Here is a 22,379-nt window from a genome sequence, read left to right as displayed (position 1 = left end):
AAATGCCGCGTATCCTAGCACTAACCCATCACCAGATTCTGTGGATTGCCTGCCGCCCAGCGGTTGATGTTGTCCAGCGTGGTCGCGGCGATGGCATCCAGTGCCTCGCGGGTAAGGAACGCCTGGTGGGCAGTGATGATCACGTTGGGGAAGGTCAGCAGGCGGGCCAGTACGTCGTCCTGCAGCGGCAGGTCGGAGCGGTCTTCGAAGAACAGCTGGGCTTCTTCTTCGTAGACGTCCAGCCCCAGGTAGCCGAGCTGGCCGCTCTTCAGCGCGTCGATCAGCGCCGGGGTGTCGACCAACGCGCCGCGGCCGGTGTTGATCAGCATGGCGCCGGGCTGCAGCTGGGCCAGGCTTTGTGCATTGATAAGGTGCCGGGTGTGCTCGGTCAGCGGGCAGTGCAGGCTGATGACGCGGGCTTCGCGCAGCAGCTCGGGCAATGGCAGGTAGCGCGCGCCCAAGGCCAGCAGGTCGGGGTTGGGGTAAGGGTCATAGGCCAGCAACTGGCAGCCGAAACCGGCCATGATGCGGGCAAAGGCGGTGCCGATCTGGCCGGTACCGACCACGCCGACGGTCTTGCCGTGCAGGTCGAAGCCGGTCAGCCCGTGCAGGGTGAAGTCACCCTCACGGGTGCGGTTGTAGGCCCGGTGCAGGCGCCGATTCAGGGCCAGGATCAGCGCCACGGCGTGTTCGGCCACGGCGTGCGGCGAGTAGGCCGGCACTCGCACTACGGTCAGGCCCAGGCGCTGGGCGGCGGCCAGGTCGACATGGTTGTAGCCGGCCGAACGCAGGGCGACCAGGCGCGTGCCGCCTGCGGCCAGGCGTTGCAGCACCTGGGCGTCGAGCTCGTCATTGATGAAGGCGCAGACCACCTGGTAGCCATCGGCCAGGGCAGCGGTGTCGAGGGTCAGGCGGGCGGGCTGGAAGTGCAGGTCCAGTGTGGTGCCGCTGGCGGCACGGGTGAAGCTTTCCTGGTCGTAGTGCTGGCTGCTGAACAACAGGGCGCGCATGGTGGGGCTTCCTTTGCAGTGGTCTGGAGATTGTAGTCAGCGACGTTTGCCCGCTATTGACCCATGCCGGCCAGGCACATTCTTTGTAGGAGCAGCCTTGTGCTGCGAAGAGGCCGGTGCAGGCGGCCATTAATGTATCGCCTGTACTGGCCTCTTCGCAGCACAAGGCTGCTCCTACAAAGAATGTGCTCGGGCTTCAGGCGCTCAATCTGGCCTGCGCCGCCAAGCGGTTGATTGCCGCATCCAGTTCGTCCAATGCCTGCTGTGCCAGCGGGTTTTCCTGCTTGAGCAAGGTCTCGCTGCGCTGGCACGCGGCCCGCAACTGCGGCACGCCGCAATAACGCGAGGCGCCGTTCAGGCGGTGCACCTGTTCGATCAGGCCGTTGCGGTCGTCGGCCTCGCGGGCAGCGCGTATGGCTTCGCGGTCGGCTTCCAGCGAGGTCAGCAGCATGCTCAGCATATCGGCCGCCAGGTCCGCCTTACCGGCGGCCAGGCGCAGGCCTTCCTCGGGGTCCAGCACCTTCAGGTCATCACCGTTGGCCAGTTGCTCGGCCAGGCGTTCCTGCTGTGGCGCGCCCAGGCTAAGGCCGGTCCATTTCATCACCACCTGGGCCAGCTGCCGTTCGCTGATCGGCTTGGTCAGGTAGTCGTCCATGCCACCGTGCAGCAACGCGCGTTTCTCGTTGGCCATGGCGTGGGCGGTGAGGGCGACGATCGGCAGCGGGTTGCCGCTTTGGGTGTTTTCCCACAAGCGAATCTGCTCGGTGCAGGCGCGGCCGTCCATGCCGGGCATCTGCACGTCCATCAGCACCAGGTCGAACGGCTCGTCCTGCACCGCCTGCACCGCCGCATAGCCGTTGTCGACGGCCAGCACCTCGGCGCCCAGGTCTTCGAGCAGGGTCTGCACCAGCAGCAGGTTGGCGGGGTTGTCGTCGACGCAGAGGATCTTCGGCTGGCGCTGGCCGTTGACGCTGTTCACCTCGCCCTGCGGGCGGCGCGGTTGCACCAGTTCCAGCAACAGGCGGCGCAGTTTGCGCGTGCAGGTCGGCTTGGACAGCAACTGGCCATGGCCGTTGGGCAGGTACGGGTGGTACAGCGCCTGCTCGGTGGTCGGGCACAGCACCACGCACTGGCAATGGTAGCGCTCGAGCTGCTGGTGGTAATGGCCCAGCTGCTCGGGCGACAGGTTGCCAAGGTTGGCCCCGAGCACGGCGAACTCGAACGGCAAGCCAGCCTGGCTGGCGGCCTGCACACCCTGCAGCAGCTGGTCGTAGGAGGCGAACAGGCTGACGCTGAGGCCGCAGTCTTCCAACTGGTGTTCCAACGCCTGGCGCGCCAGCTCGTGGCCGTCGACGATGGCTGCGCGGCGGCCCAGCAGCGGTTGCAGCGGCAACTCCTCGACACCATCGTGGGCCTTGGGCAGGTTGAGGCTGATCCAGAACTGCGAACCCTCGCCCGGGGTGCTGTCGACGCCGATCTCGCCGCCCATCTGCTCGATCAGGCGCTTGGAAATCACCAGCCCCAGGCCGGTGCCGCCGGGCTGGCGGGCCAGCGAGTTGTCGGCCTGGCTGAAGGCCTGGAACAGCGTACGCACATCCTGTGGCGACAGGCCGATGCCGGTGTCCTGCACGCTGATGCGCAGCTGCGCACTGTCTTCGTGCTCGTCTTCGAGCATGGCGCGCACGACGATGGTGCCTTCGCGGGTGAACTTGATGGCGTTGCTGACCAGGTTGGTAAGGATCTGCTTGAGCCGCAACGGGTCGCCGATCAGCGACGACGGGGTATCGCGGTAGATCAGGCTGAGCAGCTCCAGCTGCTTGGCGTGGGCGGCCGGGGCGAGGATGGTCAGGGTGTCCTGGATCAGGTCGCGCAGGTTGAAGGGGATGCTGTCGAGCACCAGCTTGCCGGCCTCGATCTTGGAGAAGTCGAGGATCTCGTTGATGATCCCCAGCAGGTTGTCGGCGGATTTCTCGATAGTGCTCAGGTAGTCCAGCTGGCGCGGTGTCAGCTCGCTTTTCTGCAGCAGGTGGGTGAAACCGAGGATACCGTTGAGCGGGGTGCGGATTTCGTGGCTCATGTTGGCCAGGAATTCCGACTTGATGCGGCTGGCTTCCAGGGCTTCCTTGCGCGCCATGTCCAGCTCGATGTTCTGGATCTCGATGGTTTCCAGGTTCTGGCGAACGTCCTCGGTGGCCTGGTCGATGCTGTGCTGCAGCTCTTCGTGGGCGTTGTGCAGGGTTTCGGCCATGCGGTTGATGCCGCGCGCCAGTTCGTCCAACTCATGGCTGCCCATGGCCGGCAGGCGTTCCTCGAGGTGGCCGTCTTTGAGCTGGTTGACCGCGTGCTTGATGCGCTTGATCGGGTCGTTGATGGTGCGGCTCATGCGCAGTGCCAGCAGGCCGCTGAGCACCAGGCAGGCGAGGATCAGCAGCAGGCTGGTGAACAGGTTGCGGTAGCCGCGCAGCAGGGTGCCGTCGTGGGACAGCTCGATCTCGACCCAGCCCAGCAGGCGTTCGGATTCGGCCGGCACGGCATCGGTGGCCAGGTCGCGATGGTGGCCGAACACCGGCATCAGGTAGCGTGTGGCGTCATTGCCGCTGCGCTGCAGCAGCTGGGTGCCGGTGCCGCCGCTGGGTGGCTGGTTGAGCATGCTCGGGCCGGCGTGGGCCAGGCGCGTGCGGTCCGGGGCCAGGAAGGCGACCGCACGCACATCGGCCTGCTCCAGGGTTTGTGCGGCAATGCGCTCAAGTTGCGCCGGTGCCAGCTTGGCCATGGCGGGTGCGGCCAGTGGCGCCAGTTGCTCGGCGATCATCTTGCCGCGTTGCAGCAGCTGGGTGCGCAGGTCGTTCTGTTGCAGCCAGGTGAAGTAACTACCCAGCACCAGGGCCATCAGGCCGGCCGGCAGCAGGGCCAGCAGCAGGACCCGGCTGCGAATTCCCAAGCGATCGAGCACACTCGCCTCCTGTCATGTGCCTGGACGCCGTCAAGCGATGACGGCCAAGCCGGGAAGTTACTCCGCCTGCCGCGCTATTGCACCTCTTTAGTACGTGTTTTGCGCCCTTGCAGGGGCTTTGGTCGCAGGGCGGTTGCCTGGCAGGCGCTGGATACTCAATAATTGCGCAATTGAGAATGCATGGCAGTTGCCAATGAATCCTGTAGCTATTCACAACTCCAATATCCTCGCCATCGAGGATGACCCGGTCCTCGGTGCCTACCTGCACGAAGAGCTGCAGCGCGGCGGCTTCCAGGTGACCTGGTGCCGCAATGGCCTGGAGGGCCTGGAGACGGCGGGGCGCCAGGCTTTCGACGTGGTGCTCATGGACATCCTGCTGCCCGGGCTCAACGGCCTGGATGCCCTTGCACAGTTGCGCAAGCGCAGCGCCACGCCGGTGATCCTGATGTCGGCGCTGGGCGCCGAGGCCGACCGCATCAGCGGTTTTCAGCGCGGTGCCGACGACTACCTGCCCAAGCCGTTCAGCATGGCCGAGCTGCAGGTACGCATCGAGGCCATCCTGCGCCGCGTGGCCCTTGAACGGCGCCATCAAGCCCCGCAGGCGCGTGCCGGCAGCGGCGAACTGCAATACGACGAGGCGCTGTGCGACGTGCGCCTGGAGGGTCGCCTGGCCGGCCTGACTCCCAGCGAATACCGCCTGCTCGACATCCTCAACCGCAACCTCGACGAAGTGCTGAGCAAGCCGTTCCTCTACCAGCAAGTGCTGCAGCGGGGCTATTCGCGGCATGACCGCAGCCTGGACATGCACGTCAGCCAGATCCGCCGCAAGCTCAAGGGCATCGGCTATCACGAACGGCAGATCCGCACCGTGTGGGGCAAGGGCTACGTACTCAGCGCCAGCGAGGCGGAGTGACCCATGCTCGACCGCCACTCGCTGTTCTGGAAGCTGGCGATCCTGCTGGTGGGCTTCTGCCTGCTGATGATCGGCCTCAGCTACACCTGGGGCCGGCACATGGAAACCCAGAACGCCTTCCTCTCGGAGCCGGCGCGGCAGGCCTTGCGTGGCTACGCTGCCGAGGCCGAGCAGGCCTGGCGCAGTGGTGGGCGGGCAGGGCTGGACCGTTGGGTGGCGGCGATGCACCAGCGCGAACGCGGCTGGGTTGGCGTGCTCGACCTCAACCTGCGGCCGCTGGACAGCGCCAGCCTCGACCCGCAGATCATGCAGCGGCTGACCCGCCTGCGCGGTGTCGACTGGCCGATGAGCCGGCGCAGCGTCGAGCAGCCGTGGCTGCGCATACCGTTCGCGGGTGCTCCGGAGCAGGGCCTGCTGGTGATCGAACTGCCGCAGCGCTTCAACCCCGGGCAGTACCGCATGCTGTGGCGCATCGTCACCAACGGCATCATCCCCGGCCTGTTCACCCTGCTGTTGTGCGTGGGCCTTTACCGCATGCTGATCGTGCCGTTGAACCAGTTGCGCGAGCAGGCCAATGCCTGGCGCGCCGACCAGTTGTCGGCGCGCCTCGACCCACGCACCATCGCCCGGCATGACGAGTTGGGCGAACTGGCCCGGGCCTTCGACCAGATGGCCGAGCGGCTGCAGGGTACGGTAGCCATGCAGCAGCAGTTGCTGCGTGACCTGTCCCACGAAATGCGTACGCCACTCAGCCGGCTGCGGGTGGCCTGCGATGGCGAAACCGACCTGCAGCGCCTGCGTGAACGCCTTACGCGGGAGGTGGACTGCATGCAGCAGCTGGTCGAGGACACCCTGCAACTGGCCTGGCAGGACGCCGAGCGTGCGCCGATGAACCTGGAGCCGATCGAGGTGCAGGCGCTGTGGGAGCTGCTGGCCGAGAATGCCAGCTATGAAAGCGGCTGGTCGCTGGCGCGGCTGCGCTGCGAAGTGCCGGCCGACTGCTGGGTGCAGGGCAACCTGAACCACCTGGCCCAGGCGCTGGAGAACCTGTTGCGCAATGCCATTCGTCATTCGCCGGCCGATGGTGTGGTGCGCCTCGGTGGGCAGCGTGAAGGCGGGTATTGGTGGTTGTGGCTGGAAGACGAAGGCGGAGGCGTGGCTGAAGAAGACCTGGAGCGGATCTTTGCACCGTTCTCGCGGCTGGACGGTTCGCGGCCCGGGGATGGCGGTTTCGGCCTGGGGCTGAGCATTGCCCGCAGTGCCATCCAGCGCCAGGGTGGCACCTTGTGGGCGCAGAATGGCAAGCGCGGGCTGCGGTTGTGGATGAGATTGCCGTTACATGTGCCGGCCTCACCACAGCGCTTGAATTTAACGCGGTCCCTGTAGGAGCGGCCTTGTGTCGCGATGGGGCGCGCAGCGGCCCCTAGGTTTCAGCTTCGCCGCATATATTGCCGGGGCCGCTGCGCGCCCCATCGCGACACAAGGCCGCTCCTACAAAGGCCGTGCACGCAATACACGCCGATATATAGCTTGTAGCTATATTCACCACAGATTGCGTGATATGGCCGGGAAGGGTTTGCCGGTATGATAGGCACCCCTGCCGTCCGGATTGTGAAATACGCCATGACCTTGCAGTACCCAACCATCGCCGATTGCGTCGGCAATACGCCCCTGGTTCGCCTGCAGCGTATCGCTGGCGAAACCAGCAACACCCTCCTGCTCAAGCTCGAAGGTAACAATCCCGCCGGCTCGGTGAAGGACCGCCCGGCACTGTCGATGATCACCCGCGCCGAACTGCGCGGCCAGATCAAGCCCGGCGACACCCTGATCGAAGCCACCTCCGGCAACACCGGCATCGCCCTGGCGATGGCTGCGGCGATCAAGGGCTACAAGATGATCCTGATCATGCCCGACAACTCCACCGCCGAGCGCAAGGCCGCCATGACCGCCTACGGCGCCGAGCTGATCCTGGTGACCAAGGAAGAGGGTATGGAAGGCGCCCGTGACCTGGCCGAGAAGCTGCAGGCCGAAGGCCGCGGCCTGGTGCTGGACCAGTTCGCCAACGGCGACAACCCCATCGCCCACTACAACAGCACCGGCCCCGAGATCTGGCAGCAGACCCAGGGCTCCATCACCCATTTCATCAGCTCCATGGGTACCACCGGTACCATCATGGGCTGCTCGCAGTACCTCAAGGAACAGAACCCGGCGGTGCAGATCGTCGGCCTGCAACCAATGGAAGGCTCGGCCATTCCGGGCATCCGCCGCTGGCCCGAGGAATACCTGCCGAAAATCTTCGACGCCAGCCGTGTCGACCGCGTGGTCGACATGTCGCAGCAGGAAGCCGAGGAAACCACCCGCCGCCTTGCCCGTGAAGAGGGCATTTTCTGCGGCGTGTCTTCCGGTGGTGCAGTCGCGGCCATGCTGCGCCTGTCCCGCGAGGTGGAAAATGCCACGATGGTCGCGATCATCTGCGACCGCGGCGATCGTTACCTGTCCACCGGCCTGTTCGACCCGAGCTAAATGTCCAAGAAGAAAAGCAACAGCGGCCTGCGCTTCCAGCCGGCCGGCGGCAACCGCAGCCCCCAGGTCCCGGTGGGCAAGAAGCAGCGCCTGGAAATAGAGCGCCTGGCCGGTGACGGCCGGGGTATTGCCTTCCACGAAGGGCGCACCTGGTTCGTCAGTGGCGCCCTGGCCGGCGAGGCCGTGGAGGCGCGGGTGCTCAATGCCCGTGGCAAAGTGGTCGAGGCTCGCCTTGAGCGCCTGCTGCAGGCCAGCCCCGAGCGCCGTCAGGCACCATGCCGGTATTACGAGCGCTGCGGTGGCTGCAACCTGCAGCACCTGCCGCACGAAGCGCAGCTGGCGCTCAAGCAGCGCACCCTGGCCGAGCAGCTGCAGCGGGTGGCCGGCGTGCAGCCCGAAGAATGGGCCGCACCGCTGAGCGGGCCGGAGTTCGGTTACCGGCGCCGCGCCCGCGTGGCCGTGCGCTGGGACGCCAAGGCGCGCCAGCTGGAGGTCGGCTTCCGCGCCGAAGCCAGCCAGGACATCATCGCCATCGACGATTGCGCGGTGCTGGTACAGCCCTTGCAATCGATTCTGCGCCACTTGCCGACCGTGCTGCGCTCGCTGAGCAAGCCGCAGGCGCTGGGCCATGTGGAACTGTTCAGCGGCACTGCCGAGGCGCTGCTGGTGCGCCATGTCGCGCCGTTGCCGGCTGAAGACCTGGCCAGGTTGCAGGCATTCTGCGAGCAGGCCAATGCCCAGCTGTGGCTGCAGGGCGAAGGTGAGCCGGCGCCAGTGGACCCAGCCGCGCAACTGGGCTTTGCCCTGGCGCCCTGGCAGCTGGAACTGGCCTGGCGCCCAGGTGACTTCGTGCAGGTGAATGCCCAGGTCAACACGGCGATGATCGAGCAGGCCCTGGCCTGGCTGGCACCCCAGGCCGACGAGCGCGTGCTGGACCTGTTCTGCGGCCTGGGCAACTTCGCCCTGCCGCTGGCCCGCCAGGCGCGCGAGGTGGTAGCTGTGGAAGGTGTGCAGGCCATGGTCGATCGGGCCGCGGCCAATGCCCGAAACAACAATGTGCATAACGCACGGTTTTTTCAGGCCGATTTATCGCAGCCTTTGGCAGGCGCCGGATGGGCCGCCGAGGGCTTTTCTGCGGTACTCTTGGATCCACCGCGCGACGGTGCTTTCGAGGTGGTGCAAGGCATCGCCCGCCTCAAGGCCAGAAGGCTGGTCTATGTATCGTGCAACCCGGCCACGCTGGCGCGAGACGCCCAGGTGCTGGTCGGCCAGGGGTACCGGTTAAAAAGGGCCGGGATTCTCGACATGTTTCCTCAGACGGCGCATGTCGAGGCCATGGCGTTATTCGAAGCGGGCTAGCTGACTGGCCCCTTGGTGCGGCTTTCACGGAAGGGTGGCCGCACGGTGATTGCCAGCGCACCCGCGTGGTGCGCTGTATGGAAAGGTAAAACAAAGATGGTACAGGTGAGAGTGCACCAGCCGGTCAACACCGACGGCAGTATCAATCTCGAAGCATGGTTGGACCATGTGGTAAGCGTCGATTCGGCACTGGATCGCGCAGCGCTGAAAGAGGCCTGCGAGTTTGCCCATGAAGTCGAGATAAAGGGCAACCCGGCCAAGCATTCCTGGGCGGACGGTACGTCCAGCTTCCAGGCGGGCCTGGAGATCGCCGAAATCCTCGCCGACCTCAAGCTCGACCAGGATTCCCTGGTGGCGGCGGTCATCTACCGCTCGGTGCGCGAGGGCAAGGTGACCCTGGCCGAGGTCAGCCAGCGCTTTGGCCCGGTGGTGTCCAAGCTGATCGACGGTGTGCTGCGCATGGCCGCCATCAGCGCCAGCCTCAGCCCGCGCCAATCGCTGGTGCTGGGTTCGCAGGCGCAGGTCGAGAACCTGCGTAAGATGCTTGTGGCCATGGTCGACGACGTGCGCGTGGCACTGATCAAGCTGGCCGAGCGTACCTGCGCGATCCGTGCGGTCAAGGCCGCCGACGACGAGAAACGCCTGCGTGTCGCGCGTGAGGTGTTCGACATCTATGCGCCGCTGGCCCACCGCCTGGGTATCGGCCACATCAAGTGGGAGCTGGAAGACCTGTCCTTCCGCTACCTCGAACCCGACCAGTACAAACAGATTGCCAAGCTGCTGCACGAGCGCCGGCTGGACCGCGAGCGCTTCATCAGCGAGGTGATGAACCAGCTGCAGAACGAGCTGCTGGCCACTGGCGTCAAGGCTGACATCAGCGGCCGGGCGAAACATATCTATTCGATCTGGCGCAAGATGCAGCGCAAAGGCCTGGAGTTCAGCCAGATCTACGACGTGCGGGCGGTCCGCGTGCTGGTGCCGGAAATCCGCGACTGCTACACCGCGCTGGGCATCGTGCACACCCTGTGGCGGCATATCCCCAAGGAGTTCGACGACTACATCGCCAACCCCAAGGAGAACGGCTATCGCTCGCTGCACACCGCGGTGATCGGCCCCGAGGGCAAGGTGCTGGAGGTGCAGATCCGTACCCACGGCATGCACGAGGAAGCCGAGCTTGGGGTTTGCGCCCACTGGCGTTACAAAGGCACCGACGTCAAGTCCAGCTCCAACCATTACGAAGAGAAGATCTCCTGGCTGCGCCAGGTGCTGGAGTGGCACGAAGAGTTGGGCGACATCGGTGGCCTGGCCGAGCAGCTGCGGGTCGACATCGAACCGGACCGGGTCTACGTGTTCACCCCGGACGGCCACGCCATCGACTTGCCAAAGGGTGCCACGCCGCTGGACTTTGCCTACCGCGTGCACACCGAAATCGGCCACAACTGCCGCGGCGCCAAGATCAACGGGCGCATCGTGCCGCTCAACTACAGCCTGCAGACCGGCGAGCAGGTCGAGATCATCACCAGCAAGCATGGCAACCCCAGCCGTGACTGGTTGAACTCCAACCTGGGCTACGTCACCACCTCGCGGGCGCGGGCCAAGATCGTGCACTGGTTCAAGCTGCAGGCACGCGACCAGAACGTCGCTGCCGGCAAGACCTTGCTCGAACGCGAGCTCAGCCGCCTGGGCCTGCCGCAGGTAGATTTCGAGCGCCTGGCCGAGAAGACCAACGTCAAGACCGCCGAGGACATGTTCGCCTCGCTCGGTGCTGGCGACCTGCGCCTGGCGCACCTGGTCAACGCCGCCCAGCAGTTGCTGGAGCCCGAGCGCATCGAGCAGATCGAACTGGTACCGCGCAAGCCTACCGGGCCGCGTACCGGCAAGCGTGGCGACATCCAGATCCAGGGCGTCGGCAACCTGCTGACGCAGATGGCTGGCTGCTGCCAGCCGCTGCCGGGTGATGCCATCGTCGGCTACATCACCCAGGGCCGCGGCGTGAGCATCCACCGCCAGGACTGCGCCTCGGTGCTGCAGTTGGCGGGCAAGGAGCCGGAGCGCATGATCCAGGTAAGCTGGGGGCCGATCCCGGTGCAGACCTACCCGGTCGACATCGTCATCCGTGCCTACGACCGCCCGGGCTTGCTGCGCGATGTGTCGCAAGTGCTGCTGAACGAGAAGATCAACGTGCTGGCGGTGAACACCCGCTCGAACAAGGAAGACAACACCGCGCTGATGTCGCTGACCATCGAGATTCCAGGCCTGGATGCGCTGGGGCGCCTGCTGGGGCGGATCTCGCAGTTGCCGAACATCATCGAGACGCGGCGTAATCGTACCCCTTGAGACCGCGGTGCCTGCTTCGCGGGCTTGCCCGCTCCCACAGGCAAGATGCAGATTTCGAAACCTGCATGCATCCTGTGGGAGCGGGCAAGCCCGCGAAGAAGCCACCACCGAAGGACCTGCCTGAATGACCTACACCCTCGAAGACCTGCTGCACCTCATGGCCCGCCTGCGCGACCCGCAGTACGGCTGCCCGTGGGACCTGAAGCAGAACTACGCGAGCATCGTCCCGCACACCATCGAAGAGGCCTACGAGGTTGCCGACACCATCGAGCGTGGCGACTTCGAGCACCTGCAAGGTGAGCTGGGCGACCTGCTGTTCCAGGTGGTCTACTACAGCCAGCTGGCCCGCGAGGAAGGGCGTTTCGAGTTCGACGGCGTGGTCGACAGCATCACCCGCAAGCTCATTCGCCGTCACCCGCATGTATTCCCCACCGGCGAGCTGTACGCGCCGGTGGACACCCCCAGCCTGAGCGAGGCCCAGGTCAAGTCACGCTGGGAAGAAATCAAGGCTGAAGAGCGGGCGGAAAAGAGCCAGCCCGAACAGCTGTCGCTGCTCGACGACGTACCAGCGGCATTGCCGGCGTTGTCGCGGGCAGCCAAACTGCAAAAGCGCGCGGCCACGGTCGGTTTCGACTGGCCTGCGGCATTGCCGGTGCTGGACAAGGTCCGCGAAGAGCTGGACGAAGTGCTGCAGGCCATGGCCGACGGCGATGTCGATGCGCTCGAGGATGAAATCGGCGACCTGCTGTTTGCTGCCGTCAACCTGGCCCGCCACCTCAAGCATGACCCGGAACACGCCCTGCGCCGTGCCAATCGCAAGTTCGAGCGGCGTTTCCGCTTCATCGAACAGGCATTGCGCGACAGTGGCCGACCCATCGAAGATTGTAACCTTGACGAACTGGATGCCCTTTGGGGTGAAGCCAAACGTCAGGAAAAGAACCTGCCCAGCTGCGGCTGAGCTGTTGCATAAGTGAGTGAACATTCATGAGCCTTTCCCTTCGCGACCAACTGCTCAAAGCCGGTCTGGTCAACCAGAAACAGGTTTCCCAGGCCAACAAAGCCGAGAAGAAACAGAAGCGCCTGGAGCACAAAGGCCAGGTCGAGGTGGACGACAGCCAGCAGCGCTTGGCCAAGGAAGCCATGGCCGAGAAAGCCAAGCGTGACCAGGAACTGAACCGCCAGCAGCAGGAAAAAGCCGAGCAGAAGGCCCGCGCCGCGCAGATCAAGCAGTTGATCGAAGCGACTCGCCTGCCGAAGCTGAGCACCGAGGACTACTACAACTTCGTCGACGACAAGAAGGTCAAGCGCATTGCCGTCAATGCCTTGATGCGGACCAAGCTGAGCAATGGTGCGCTGGCCGTGGTGTCGTTTGCCGGCGGTTACGAGGTGATCCCTCGTGAGGCGGCGGTGAAGATCCAGGAGCGCGACCCCAACCGTATCCTGTTGCTGAATACCCATGTCGAGGAAGCGGACGAGGACGACCCGTACGCGGCCTACAAGATCCCTGATGATCTGATGTGGTAACCACGAAAAACCCCGCCTTGGCGGGGTTTTTCATTTGAAGATGGGTCATTGCGTGGCGCGCTGGTTTTCCAGGTTTTCCAGCTCTGTACGGTACTGGTGTGCTTCATGTTCGTTGTGGAACATCCCCACCAGCTGGCCCTGTTGGTGCACATCCCAGATCCGCACGCCAGCGGTCAGGGCTTCGTGGGACATTTTCGATTCGTCGCGTTCGGTTACTTGGACTGTCATCGTTAAACTCCACTGCTTCAGTTGGCTGCGACACTGTGTCGCACAACCTCTTTATAAAGTTTGTTAGCAGGCTAAGTAAATAAAACCGGCATGAAACAAGTTTCATGATCAGCCTTTGGGCCGGCAGGTGCGCTTTTGTAGGAGCGGCCTTGTGTCGCGATGGGGCGCGCAGCGGCCCCGGCAATCTTGCGTTGAAGCAAAGACCCTGGGGCCGCTGCGCGCCCCATCGCGACACAAGGCCGCTCCTACAGGCGTCGGTGCAAGGCAGGCACAAAAAAGCCCCGCACAAGGCGGGGCTTCGGGTACTGCAGGCAGCGCTGGCTCAGTTGCCCTTCACCGGCTTGCCATCGACCGTGCCATCCTGCAGCACGATCACGTATTCCTTGCCATCGGTCTCGACCTGGCGCAGTTGCACCAGGAGGTAGTCCCAGTTCTTGGCGAACCAAAGCTCGGTGATGCGCTTGCTCTGGCTTGGGTCGCGCACGCGCTCGACCTTCACCGCATCGACCTGGCCGGTCTTGGTAGTGACCTTTTCGGTGCCCAGCACGCGGAAGTCGTAGGTGTCGATCTCGTCACCGTCGACTACCTGGTAGGTCATGCTCTTCTTGCCGGCGGCCACGTCATGCTGCAGGGCCAGCTGGTAGGACGACTTGTCCAGCACGCCACGGTTCAGCGGCAGGGTGATGGCATCGCCACGGTCGCTGCCGGTGACCTTCTTGCTGTTCCAGTCGAAGGTCAGGTCGACCTTCTTGGCCTTGCCCAGGCCGCCACGCTCGAAGTGGTACTTCTGCGGCAGCAGGGTGTCGTTGTCCAGGCGCAGGGTGCTTTGCTCGGTCAGGCTGGCGATCATCATGGAAGCCTTGAAGTTAAGGTCCCAGGTACCGTTGGCATTCTTGACCAGGCTGCGCTCGGCGGTGCCGCTCATGGGCAGTTGCTTCCAGTCTGCGGTATAGCTGGCCGAGAACGGCTTCAGATCAGCTGCCTGGAGGGGCAGGGCGAGCACGGCGAGAGCCAAGAGCAGGGCGCGACGCATAAATTCTCCTAGGATCGAATCAAGTGACCGCTGGCCGCCAGGGGCTGGCCATCCAGTAATGCACCCTGTTCGCCAAGGCGCAAGCGCCCTTCGGCGAACCAGCGCACCGCCAGCGGGTAGATCAGGTGTTCCTGGCGGTGTACCCGCTGGGCCAGGCTTTCGACGGTGTCGTCAGACGCCACCGGTACCACAGCCTGTACGACCAGTGGGCCGCCATCGAGTTCCTCAGTCACGAAGTGTACGCTGCAGCCATGCTCGGCGTCGCCTGCCTCCAGCGCCCGGCGGTGGGTATGCAGGCCCTTGTACTTGGGCAGCAGCGACGGGTGGATGTTGAGTAGGCGGCCCTGGTAGTGGCGCACGAAGTCGCCACTGAGGATGCGCATGAAACCGGCCAGCACCACCAGGTCCGGGGCGAAAGCGTCGATGCGCGCCATCAGCGCGGCATCGAAGGCTTCACGGCCGTCGAACTGGGTGTGATCGAGCACGACGCTGTCGATGCCGGCCGCCGCGGCGCGTTGCAGGCCGTAGGCATCGACGCGGTTGGAAACCACCGCACGGATGCGCACCGGGCTGTCCTGGCCTTGGCAGCTGTCGATCAGGGCTTGCAGGTTGCTGCCGGAGCCCGACAGCAGTACCACTACATTGCAGGTCTTGCTTGGCATCAGTGTGCCTTGAGGTTCTGCAGCTCGACCTGGGCAGCGCCCTCGGCGGCTTCGGCGATGTGGCCGATCACCCATGGCTGCTCGCCAGCGGCGCGCAGTTCGTTCAGGGCAGCTTCTACCTGATCCTGAGCCACGCAGATGACCATGCCGACGCCGCAGTTCAGCACGCGGTGCATTTCATGCTCGTCGACGTTGCCTTTTGCCTGCAGGAAGTCGAACACCGCCGGGCGCTGCCAGCTGGCCACGTCGATGACCGCCTGGGCGTTGGCCGGCAGTACGCGCGGGATGTTGTCCAGCAGGCCGCCACCGGTGATGTGGGCCATGGCCTTGACCGCGCCGGTGTTCTTGATCAGTTGCAGCAGCGGCTTGACGTAGATGCGGGTCGGCGCCATCAGCAGGTCGGTCAGCGGCTTGCCGTCCAGCTGGGTGTTCTCGATGTCGGTGGCGGACACTTCGAGGATCTTGCGGATCAGCGAGTAGCCGTTGGAGTGCGGGCCCGAGGACGGCAGGGCGATCAGTGCGTCGCCAGTGGCAACCTTGGAGCCGTCGATGATCTCGGCCTTTTCCACCACGCCGACGCAGAAGCCGGCCAGGTCGTAGTCTTCGCCTTCGTACATGCCAGGCATTTCGGCGGTTTCACCACCAACCAGCGAGCAGCCGGCCAGTTCGCAACCGGCACCGATGCCGGTGACCACGGTGGCGGCCACGTCGACGTTCAGTTTGCCGGTGGCATAGTAGTCGAGGAAGAACAGCGGCTCGGCGCCGCACACTACCAGGTCGTTGACGCACATGGCGACCAGGTCCTGGCCGATGCTGTCGTGCTTGTTCAGGTTCAGTGCCAGGCGCAGCTTGGTGCCGACGCCGTCGGTGCCGGAGACCAGCACCGGCTGCTTGTAGCCGGCCGGGATCTCGCAGAGGGCGCCGAAGCCGCCCAGGCCACCCATGACTTCAGGGCGTGCGGTGCGTTTTGCCACGCCCTTGATGCGTTCGACCAGTGCTTCGCCGGCGTCGATGTCTACACCGGCGTCCTTGTAGCTCAGGGAGGGTTGCTTGCTCATTGATCCAGGCCTTTAGGAGGGAGGGATTCTTAAAAACGACCATGACGGCCAAGGCCGGCTGGTAAGCGGCGGCTGCCTGAAACGTCAGTGGTCTGTGAAGGCGCGCGATTTTATCAGGGTTGCCGGGCAGCGGCCATCCTCAGGCCGACGGGCAGGGCATGAAAATAGGTAAAAAGTTGGGGGTGTTCGCCACGAGAGGTGTGGCGCTTGTGAGATCGAGCGCCGCCCGCGCGGCGCTTCGCAGCACAAGGCTGCTCCTACATTTGTTTCGGGCCAGTAACGCCTGTGCCAGTGCACGCGACCGCCTTGTTTGTCCGGCACGATATCGAGGTGGACACCAAGGGCCCGCGCGCGTCTGCCCCAGGAATAACTGGCCCGAAACAGATGTAGGAGCAGCCTTGTGCTGCGAAGCGCCGCGCGGGCGGCGCTCGATCTCGCAGGCGCCACAAGGGCCGCGCCATGCACGCTCAGGCTCTGAACCTGTTGCGGCGAACACCTGTCAGACCCATCACATCTCCCAGGCAATCTCCGCAACCAATCTTTCATCCTCGCGACTGGTTACCTTGCGCCCCCATGTATAAGGTATAGGCATTGCGGTAAATGGACAGGAATCCTCCATGCGTCTCTTCAATATTCTGGCAGTCGGTTGCCTGGCCCTGATCTCGGCCACAGCCCAGGCTGAAAGTGTCTCCGGCCTGTACCAGGTGCGCGAACCGGTATCCGGGCAGGGCGCCGAAGCCCGTGCCGCGGCTACCGTCCAGGCCCTCGATACCTTGGTTACGCGCCTGACCGGCGACCCCAAGGCAGCGCAAAGCCCGGCATTGGCCGGGCTGCGCAAGGACCCGCAGCAAATCATCAACCAGGTCGCCAGCGAAGCCGGGCCACCCGAGTCGGTGCTGGTCGAGTTCGACCCTGGCAGTACCGAACGGGCCTTGCGCAAGGCCGGCCTGGCCTTGTGGGGCAGCAACCGCCCCTCGATCCTGGGCTGGTGGCTGAACGACAGTGCCGAAGGCAGCAACCTGGTCGGTGACGGCCAGGCCAGCGCCCAACCCCTGCGCCGCGCCGCGCAGCACCGTGGCCTGCCGTTGCGCCTGCCGCTGGCCGACCTGCAGGAGCAACTGGTGGCCAATGCCGAGCAGATCGAAGGCAGTGACCCTGCGGCGTTGCGCGAAGCCTCAGGGCGCTACGGCGCCGATGCCTTGCTGGCGGTGCATGCCCGGGAAGCCGACGGCAAGTGGCAGGGCAAATGGCAGCTGTGGCTGGGCGACCAGCGTGAACAAGGCACTGCCGAAGGTGCCGACCCGGCAGCACTGGCCGACGCCGTGATGCTGGCGCTCAGCAGCCGCCTGGCGCCGCGTTACGTCACCCGCCCGGGCGCCAGCAGCCAGTTGCAGGTGCAAGTGCAGGGGATGAACCTGCAGCGCTACGCCGAGCTGGCCCGCGTGCTCGAACCCTTTGGCCCGCGCCTGCAGATGGCCGAAGGCAGCACCCTGACCTACGGCGTGACCGCCAACCGCGAACAGCTGCGCGCCCAGCTTGGCCTGGCCAAGCTGCAGGAAGTACCGGTAGAGCAGGCGCCTGCTGTGCAGCCCCCTCCAGCTCCCGCAGACGCTGCCGGCGCTGGGCAACCAGTGCCGGCCCAGCCAGCACCCAAGCCGTTCGACGGTTTGCGTTTTCGCTGGTAAGGGGAGCACACCGTGACCGACGTACGTCGTTGGATCTGGCTGGGCGTTGCCCTGCTGGTCGCCGTGCTGCTTTACAGCCTGCACAACATTCTTACCCCGTTCCTGGTCGGCATCCTGCTGGCCTACCTGGCCGACCCGCTGGTCGACCGCCTGGAGCGCCTGGGGCTGTCGCGCACCTGGGGCGTGGTGGTGGTTTTCGGCCTGTTTACCTTGCTGTTGCTGGCCTTGCTGCTGGTATTGGTGCCGCTGCTGGCCAAGCAGCTGGTGCGCCTGTACGAACTGGCGCCGCAGATGCTCGACTGGCTCGAGCACGTGGCGCTGCCCTGGGTGCAGAGCCGCCTGGGCCTGGCTGACGGCTTCTGGAAGTTCGACAAGATCAAGGCCGCCATCGGCACGCACATGGGCCAGACCACCGATATCGTCGGCGTGCTGCTGTCCCATGCCACTGCATCGAGCCTGGCGCTGATGGCCTGGCTGGCCAACATGGTGCTGATCCCGGTGGTGGGCTTCTATCTGTTACGCGACTGGGACCTGATGATGGCCAAGCTGCGTGGCCTGTTGCCGCGCCAGCGTGAGCCGCAAGTGATGGGCCTGGCGGGCGAATGTCATGAGGTGCTGGGGGCGTTCGTGCGCGGGCAATTGATGGTGATGGTGGCCCTGGGCATCATCTATTCGGCCGGGCTGATGCTGGTGGGGCTGGAACTGGGGCTGCTGATCGGCATGCTCGCCGGGCTGGCTGCCATCGTGCCGTACATGGGCTTCATCATAGGTATCGGCGCGGCCTTGGTGGCTGGCCTGTTCCAGTTCGGTGGCGATTTGTACCCGATGCTGGGTATCGTCGCGGTGTTCATGGTCGGGCAGGCGCTGGAAGGCATGGTGCTGACCCCGCTGCTGGTCGGCGACCGTATCGGCCTGCACCCGGTGGCGGTGATCTTCGCGATCCTGGCCGGCGGTGAGCTGTTCGGCTTTACCGGGGTGTTGCTGGCGCTGCCGGTGGCGGCGGTGATCATGGTGCTGCTGCGGCATGTACATGACCTGTACAAGGAATCGGACATGTATGCCGGGGATATCGACCCGGAGTTGTGATCCCGGGGCCGTTTGGCTGCACTGCCCTTTGTAGGAGCGGCCTTGTGTCGCGACGGGGCGCGCAGCGGCCCCAGGATATCTGCCCTGGCTCAGGATTGCCGGGGCCGCCTTGCGGCCCATCGCGACACAAGGCCGCTCCTACAGGGCACGTATTGCAGGCTTTTGGCGCGCAACTCGTTGATTTTACTTGTGCTATCCGCTGCCGTGATTGTGCGCCCCGCGCTGCGGGTATAGACTTTGCACATTGTTCACCAAAGGCCCCCTGCGGTCCTGTCGACCGCCCGCGAGCATGAAACCACCGATCCAGTTGCCCCTGGGTGTGCGCCTGCGCGATGACGCCACCTTCATCAACTACTATCCGGGCGCCAATGCCGCGGCATTGGGCTACGTCGAGCGGCTATGCGAAGCCGACGCCGGCTGGACCGAGAGCCTTATCTACCTGTGGGGCAAGCAAGGTGTTGGCCGTACCCACCTGCTACAGGCCGCCACCCACCGCTTCCAGCAACGCGGCGAGCCAGCCGTCTACCTGCCACTGGCGCAATTGCTCGATCGTGGCGTAGGGCTGCTCGACTACCTGGCCCAGTACGAACTGGTGTGCATCGACGACCTGCACGTGATCGCCGGCAAGGCTGATTGGGAAGAGGCCATGTTCCACCTGTTCAACCGCCTGCGTGACAGCGGCCGGCGCCTGCTGCTGGCTGCCTCGGCATCGCCGCGCGAACTGCCGATCAAGCTGCCCGACCTGAAGTCGCGGCTGACCCTGGCCCTGGTGTTCCAGATGCGTGGTCTGTCCGACGAAGACAAGCTGCGTGCCCTGCAACTGCGTGCTTCGCGCCGTGGCCTGCACCTTACCGACGAAGTCGGTCACTTCATCCTCACCCGCGGCGCACGCAGCATGAGTGCGTTGTTCGACCTGCTCGAACGTCTCGACCAGGCCTCGTTGCAGGCACAACGCAAGCTCACCATCCCGTTCCTCAAGGAAACCCTGGGTTGGTAACCCCGAAAACGCTGGGCCAGAGCGGCAAAACAAAAAAGTCACATCTTTTTCGATAAAATTTGCAAATGGTCATGATAGAGGGCATAGTTTCACCCTTCTAAAGGATTACAGACACGGTCGTGCCCATGCTGAAGCGCTTCGCACCCCTCGTGCCACTCGCACTTGTGACCCTGCTTTTTGGCTGCGCGGCCCAAGGCCCAGCTTCTCATTCAGAGTTGCAGCCCCAGGACCACTCCCCGATCGCCGCACAATCGGCGTTCAAGGCCAAAGCCTCGTCCTCGTCGGTATTCGGCGAGCCGGAAGAGCTGGCCACCGAAGATGACCTGGAGGCTTTCTCCAGCAGCAAGCCTTACCAGTTGCCAGTTCTGGCTGACAGCATTCTCGAGCGCGGCATGTCGCTGATCGGCACCCGCTACCGCTTCGGTGGTACCTCGGAGAAGTCCGGCTTCGACTGCAGTGGTTTCATCGGCTACCTGTTCCGCGAAGAGGCGGGCGTGACCCTGCCGCGTTCCACGCGTGAAATGATCAACGTCGATGCCCCGAAAGTGGCCCGCAACAAGCTCAAGCCAGGTGACCTGCTGTTCTTCAGCACCAATGGTCGCGGCCGCGTCAGCCATGCCGGCATCTACCTGGGTGACAACCAGTTCATCCACTCCAGCAGCCGCCGCAGTGGTGGCGTGCGCATCGACAGCCTCGGTGACCGCTACTGGAGCAAGACCTTCATCGAAGCCAAGCGTGCCTTGGCCATGGCGCCGACCACCAATATCGCGCGCAACTGATAGCAAAATGATATATCCTGCCGCGGCGGCGATGCTTTGAAAAAAGCTCGCCGCCGTGCGCATTTATAGAAAGCGTCTAATCTAAATTCTCAATTCTTTTCGGCTGCGGCCCAGCGGACTCAGACAGGATGTTCTGGCCATGGTAAAGATGGCGCGCTTCGCATTTATCTCCTTGGCAGCCTTGCTGGCTGCCTGCTCCAGCCGTGCGCCTGCGCCGGCCCCTGTGGTACAGCCGCAGGTAACCTATAGCCAGCCCAGCCCTTCGCCGATTGCCGATGACGTGCTGATGCGTGCTATCGGCCTGGTGGGCACGCCTTATCGCTGGGGCGGCAACACGCCGGACTCCGGTTTCGATTGCAGTGGCCTGATCAAGTACGTCTACCGTGATGCTGCCGGCATAAGCCTGCCGCGTTCGACGCGTGAGATGATCGTCATGCGCGCGCCAACCGTGGATGCCAAGGCGCTGCAGTCCGGTGACCTGGTGTTCTTCGCCACCAGTGGCGGCTCGCAGGTCAGCCATGCCGGCATTTATGTCGGGGAAGGGCGCTTCGTGCATGCACCTTCCAGCGGTGGCACGGTGCGCCTGGACTACCTGTCCAACAGCTACTGGGCCAAGGCTTACCTGCAGGCCAAGCGCGTCATTCCGCAAGGGCATCTGGCGCAGAACCCCTGAGGACAGGCGGGGCTTTGCTCACCCGCCAGACCACATTGCCGACATCATCGGCTACCAGCACGCCGCCACGCCCGTCGGTGATTACGCCGACCGGGCGCCCTTGGGCTTTGCCATGCTCATCCAGAAAACCGGTAAGCAGGTCTACGGGCTTGCCCGAGGGCTTTCCTGACGGGTCGAACGGCACGAAAATCACCTTGTAGCCACTGTGTGGCTTGCGGTTCCACGACCCGTGCTGGCCCACGAATGCCCCTTGTTCGAAGGGCGTTGGTAGCCCATTCGGTTCGGCGAATGCCAGCCCCAGCGATGCCGTGTGTGGGCCCACGGCGTAGTCGGGCACCAGCGCCTGGGCTACTTTTTCAGGCGCTGGCGGTTGCACGCGCTCGTCCACGTGGCGGCCGTAGTAGCTGTAGGGCCAACCATAGAAACCGCCGTCCTTCACGGAAGTGATGTAGTCCGGTACCAGATCGCTACCGATCTCGTCACGCTCGTTGACTGCCGTCCACAACGCGCCGCTGTGCGGCTCCCAGGCCAGGCCGTTAGGGTTGCGCAGGCCGGTGGCGAACAGGCGGTGCTGGCCGCTGGCGGGGTCCACTTCCCAGACCGCGGCGCGTCCCTGTTCCTTGTCCATACCGTTTTCGCCTACGTTGCTGTTGGAGCCGACCGTCACGAAAAGCTTCTTGCCATCGGGGCTGGCGATGACGTTCTTGGTCCAGTGGTGGTTGAGCGGCCCGCCTGGCAACTCGACTACCGGCTGGCCTTCATTGCGAATTTGCATGGCGCCGGGCTCGTAGTGAAAGCGCAGCAGCCTGTCGGTGTTGGCGACGTAGAGGTCCTTGCCGACCAGGGCCATGCCGAACGGTGAGTTGAGCTCTTCGATGAAGGTCGTGCGGATTTCAGCCACGCCGTCGTGGTCGGCATCACGTAGCAGGGTAATGCGGTTGGCGCTGGGCACGCCTGCACCTGCCCGCTTCATCACCTTCTTCATGACCCAACCGCGCAGGCCCTTGCCATCTTCGGGTTTGGGCGGGGCATTGGTTTCAGCTACCAGCACGTCTCCGTTGGGCAGCAGGTATAGCCAGCGAGGGTGGTCGAGCCCGCTGGCGAACGCTTTCACCTGAGTGCCTGGTGCTGCTTCGGGCTTGGCGTCCTTGTGCCAGCCCACTGCCGGGGCGATATTCACAGTGGGGAGGGTGGTCTTGACCGGAGCAGGCAGCTGGGGGGTTGGGCCACTGCCGTCGAGTACATTCAGCAGGGCGGTTTCGCCGCAGGCAGTCAGGCTGGCGGCCAATAGCCAAGGCATCAGGTGTTTCATGGGCGGCATCCTCCTAAGAAGGCCTATGGAACTGAGAGGTCGGCGACGTTCGCCGGGTTCCCGGGAACCATCCAACTGCCGTTGCCGTTGCCGTTGCCGTTGCCGTTGCCGTTGCCGTTGCTTTTGCTTTTGCTTTTGCTTTTGCTTTTGCTTCTAAGCGCGCGGTAGTTCAGGCACCGCCGATTGCGACTTCAGGAGGCCGAGCGAAGGGACTGCGGAGGGAGGTGACGGGCATGGATGCCCGTCA

The 22,379-nt window shown here is 64.4% G+C and carries 19 protein-coding genes; 12 read left to right on the top strand and 7 right to left on the bottom strand.

Features of this window, described 5'->3' with window-relative positions; genetic code table 11:
* Positions 1-20 precede the first annotated feature (20 nt).
* Positions 21-1,010: a 2-hydroxyacid dehydrogenase gene (locus ACGLHT_RS12505; RefSeq protein WP_137163178.1), complete on the bottom strand. Its 990-nt coding sequence runs from the start codon at positions 1,008-1,010 to the stop codon at positions 21-23.
* Between the two features lie 196 nt (positions 1,011-1,206).
* The gene (locus ACGLHT_RS12500; RefSeq protein WP_075044003.1) at positions 1,207-3,963 is read right to left on the bottom strand and encodes a response regulator; all 2,757 of its coding nucleotides are present in this window, start codon (positions 3,961-3,963) and stop codon (positions 1,207-1,209) included.
* A 193-nt stretch (positions 3,964-4,156) separates the two neighbouring features.
* Between ACGLHT_RS12500 and ACGLHT_RS12495 the strand changes: the two genes are divergently transcribed.
* The 7 genes from ACGLHT_RS12495 to ACGLHT_RS12465 all read left to right on the top strand — a co-directional run bounded on the left by ACGLHT_RS12495 (position 4,157) and on the right by ACGLHT_RS12465 (position 12,619).
* Positions 4,157-4,876, top strand: a complete 720-nt coding sequence (locus ACGLHT_RS12495) for a response regulator transcription factor (protein ID WP_025338009.1) — start codon at positions 4,157-4,159, stop codon at positions 4,874-4,876.
* 3 nt (positions 4,877-4,879) lie between these two features.
* On the top strand, positions 4,880-6,262 hold the full coding sequence (locus ACGLHT_RS12490) for a sensor histidine kinase (protein ID WP_274120466.1): 1,383 nt from the start codon (positions 4,880-4,882) through the stop codon (positions 6,260-6,262).
* Between the two features lie 237 nt (positions 6,263-6,499).
* The gene (cysM, locus tag ACGLHT_RS12485) at positions 6,500-7,399 is read left to right on the top strand and encodes a cysteine synthase CysM (protein ID WP_274120465.1); all 900 of its coding nucleotides are present in this window, start codon (positions 6,500-6,502) and stop codon (positions 7,397-7,399) included.
* The gene (rlmD, locus tag ACGLHT_RS12480) at positions 7,400-8,758 is read left to right on the top strand and encodes a 23S rRNA (uracil(1939)-C(5))-methyltransferase RlmD (RefSeq protein WP_061551293.1); all 1,359 of its coding nucleotides are present in this window, start codon (positions 7,400-7,402) and stop codon (positions 8,756-8,758) included. It abuts the gene before it with no gap.
* 96 nt (positions 8,759-8,854) lie between these two features.
* Positions 8,855-11,095, top strand: coding sequence for a GTP diphosphokinase (relA, locus tag ACGLHT_RS12475; RefSeq protein WP_085593188.1), 2,241 nt, complete (start codon positions 8,855-8,857; stop codon positions 11,093-11,095).
* Between the two features lie 124 nt (positions 11,096-11,219).
* Positions 11,220-12,053 (top strand): nucleoside triphosphate pyrophosphohydrolase, encoded by an 834-nt coding sequence (mazG, locus tag ACGLHT_RS12470; protein ID WP_137163182.1) that lies wholly within the window; start codon positions 11,220-11,222, stop codon positions 12,051-12,053.
* Positions 12,054-12,079: 26 nt separating this feature from the next.
* Positions 12,080-12,619: a DUF2058 domain-containing protein gene (locus ACGLHT_RS12465; protein ID WP_025338014.1), complete on the top strand. Its 540-nt coding sequence runs from the start codon at positions 12,080-12,082 to the stop codon at positions 12,617-12,619.
* Positions 12,620-12,664: 45 nt separating this feature from the next.
* On the opposite strand, the gene ACGLHT_RS12460 is transcribed toward ACGLHT_RS12465, so the two are convergent.
* The 4 genes from ACGLHT_RS12460 to purM form a co-directional block, all read right to left on the bottom strand.
* Complete coding sequence (locus ACGLHT_RS12460; protein ID WP_075044007.1) at positions 12,665-12,847, bottom strand: hypothetical protein; 183 nt, start codon at positions 12,845-12,847, stop codon at positions 12,665-12,667.
* A gap of 322 nt (positions 12,848-13,169) precedes the next feature.
* Positions 13,170-13,880 carry a DUF3108 domain-containing protein gene (locus ACGLHT_RS12455; RefSeq protein ID WP_137163183.1) on the bottom strand — a complete coding sequence of 237 codons (711 nt, stop codon included), beginning with the start codon at positions 13,878-13,880 and terminating at the stop codon, positions 13,170-13,172.
* Between the two features lie 8 nt (positions 13,881-13,888).
* Positions 13,889-14,542 (bottom strand): phosphoribosylglycinamide formyltransferase, encoded by a 654-nt coding sequence (gene purN, locus ACGLHT_RS12450; protein WP_137163184.1) that lies wholly within the window; start codon positions 14,540-14,542, stop codon positions 13,889-13,891.
* Entirely contained in the window at positions 14,542-15,600 is a 1,059-nt protein-coding gene (gene purM, locus ACGLHT_RS12445) for a phosphoribosylformylglycinamidine cyclo-ligase (RefSeq protein WP_085593182.1), read from the bottom strand. The genes purN and purM overlap by 1 nt, the downstream gene beginning before the upstream one ends.
* 617 nt (positions 15,601-16,217) lie before the next feature.
* On the opposite strand from purM, the gene ACGLHT_RS12440 reads away from it, so the two are divergent.
* From ACGLHT_RS12440 to ACGLHT_RS12420, 5 genes are all read left to right on the top strand, one after another.
* Positions 16,218-17,285, top strand: a complete 1,068-nt coding sequence (locus tag ACGLHT_RS12440; RefSeq protein ID WP_075044009.1) for a DUF2066 domain-containing protein — start codon at positions 16,218-16,220, stop codon at positions 17,283-17,285.
* 12 nt (positions 17,286-17,297) lie between these two features.
* Positions 17,298-18,371: an AI-2E family transporter gene (locus tag ACGLHT_RS12435; protein WP_085665678.1), complete on the top strand. Its 1,074-nt coding sequence runs from the start codon at positions 17,298-17,300 to the stop codon at positions 18,369-18,371.
* Between the two features lie 289 nt (positions 18,372-18,660).
* The gene (gene hda / locus ACGLHT_RS12430) at positions 18,661-19,368 is read left to right on the top strand and encodes a DnaA regulatory inactivator Hda (RefSeq protein WP_013971369.1); all 708 of its coding nucleotides are present in this window, start codon (positions 18,661-18,663) and stop codon (positions 19,366-19,368) included.
* Between the two features lie 125 nt (positions 19,369-19,493).
* Positions 19,494-20,147 carry a C40 family peptidase gene (locus ACGLHT_RS12425; RefSeq protein WP_025338020.1) on the top strand — a complete coding sequence of 218 codons (654 nt, stop codon included), beginning with the start codon at positions 19,494-19,496 and terminating at the stop codon, positions 20,145-20,147.
* Between the two features lie 139 nt (positions 20,148-20,286).
* Positions 20,287-20,820 (top strand): C40 family peptidase, encoded by a 534-nt coding sequence (locus ACGLHT_RS12420; RefSeq protein ID WP_137163185.1) that lies wholly within the window; start codon positions 20,287-20,289, stop codon positions 20,818-20,820.
* On the opposite strand, the gene ACGLHT_RS12415 is transcribed toward ACGLHT_RS12420, so the two are convergent.
* On the bottom strand, positions 20,786-22,132 hold the full coding sequence (locus ACGLHT_RS12415; protein WP_137163186.1) for a sorbosone dehydrogenase family protein: 1,347 nt from the start codon (positions 22,130-22,132) through the stop codon (positions 20,786-20,788). The genes ACGLHT_RS12420 and ACGLHT_RS12415 overlap by 35 nt on opposite strands.
* Positions 22,133-22,379 lie beyond the last annotated feature (247 nt).

The organism is Pseudomonas sp. PsB, from assembly GCF_043658375.1.
GTDB lineage: Bacteria > Pseudomonadota > Gammaproteobacteria > Pseudomonadales > Pseudomonadaceae > Aquipseudomonas > Aquipseudomonas putida_Z.
This window is presented reverse-complemented; position numbering and strand designations above follow the sequence as displayed.

Bases quoted from the DNA above. Each gene is read 5' to 3' on its own strand.
- ACGLHT_RS12490 (WP_274120466.1), top strand. From the start codon at position 4,880: ATGCTCGACCGCCACTCGCTGTTCTGGAAGCTGGCGATCCTGCTGGTG.
- ACGLHT_RS12455 (WP_137163183.1), bottom strand. From the start codon at position 13,880: ATGCGTCGCGCCCTGCTCTTGGCTCTCGCCGTGCTCGCCCTGCCCCTC.
- purM (WP_085593182.1), bottom strand. From the start codon at position 15,600: ATGAGCAAGCAACCCTCCCTGAGCTACAAGGACGCCGGTGTAGACATC.
- hda (WP_013971369.1), top strand. From the start codon at position 18,661: ATGAAACCACCGATCCAGTTGCCCCTGGGTGTGCGCCTGCGCGATGAC.
- ACGLHT_RS12505 (WP_137163178.1), bottom strand. From the start codon at position 1,010: ATGCGCGCCCTGTTGTTCAGCAGCCAGCACTACGACCAGGAAAGCTTC.
- cysM (WP_274120465.1), top strand. From the start codon at position 6,500: ATGACCTTGCAGTACCCAACCATCGCCGATTGCGTCGGCAATACGCCC.
- ACGLHT_RS12425 (WP_025338020.1), top strand. From the start codon at position 19,494: ATGCTGAAGCGCTTCGCACCCCTCGTGCCACTCGCACTTGTGACCCTG.
- ACGLHT_RS12495 (WP_025338009.1), top strand. From the start codon at position 4,157: ATGAATCCTGTAGCTATTCACAACTCCAATATCCTCGCCATCGAGGAT.
- mazG (WP_137163182.1), top strand. From the start codon at position 11,220: ATGACCTACACCCTCGAAGACCTGCTGCACCTCATGGCCCGCCTGCGC.
- ACGLHT_RS12440 (WP_075044009.1), top strand. From the start codon at position 16,218: ATGCGTCTCTTCAATATTCTGGCAGTCGGTTGCCTGGCCCTGATCTCG.
- ACGLHT_RS12415 (WP_137163186.1), bottom strand. From the start codon at position 22,132: ATGAAACACCTGATGCCTTGGCTATTGGCCGCCAGCCTGACTGCCTGC.
- ACGLHT_RS12465 (WP_025338014.1), top strand. From the start codon at position 12,080: ATGAGCCTTTCCCTTCGCGACCAACTGCTCAAAGCCGGTCTGGTCAAC.
- ACGLHT_RS12420 (WP_137163185.1), top strand. From the start codon at position 20,287: ATGGTAAAGATGGCGCGCTTCGCATTTATCTCCTTGGCAGCCTTGCTG.
- rlmD (WP_061551293.1), top strand. From the start codon at position 7,400: ATGTCCAAGAAGAAAAGCAACAGCGGCCTGCGCTTCCAGCCGGCCGGC.
- relA (WP_085593188.1), top strand. From the start codon at position 8,855: ATGGTACAGGTGAGAGTGCACCAGCCGGTCAACACCGACGGCAGTATC.
- ACGLHT_RS12460 (WP_075044007.1), bottom strand. From the start codon at position 12,847: ATGACAGTCCAAGTAACCGAACGCGACGAATCGAAAATGTCCCACGAA.
- purN (WP_137163184.1), bottom strand. From the start codon at position 14,542: ATGCCAAGCAAGACCTGCAATGTAGTGGTACTGCTGTCGGGCTCCGGC.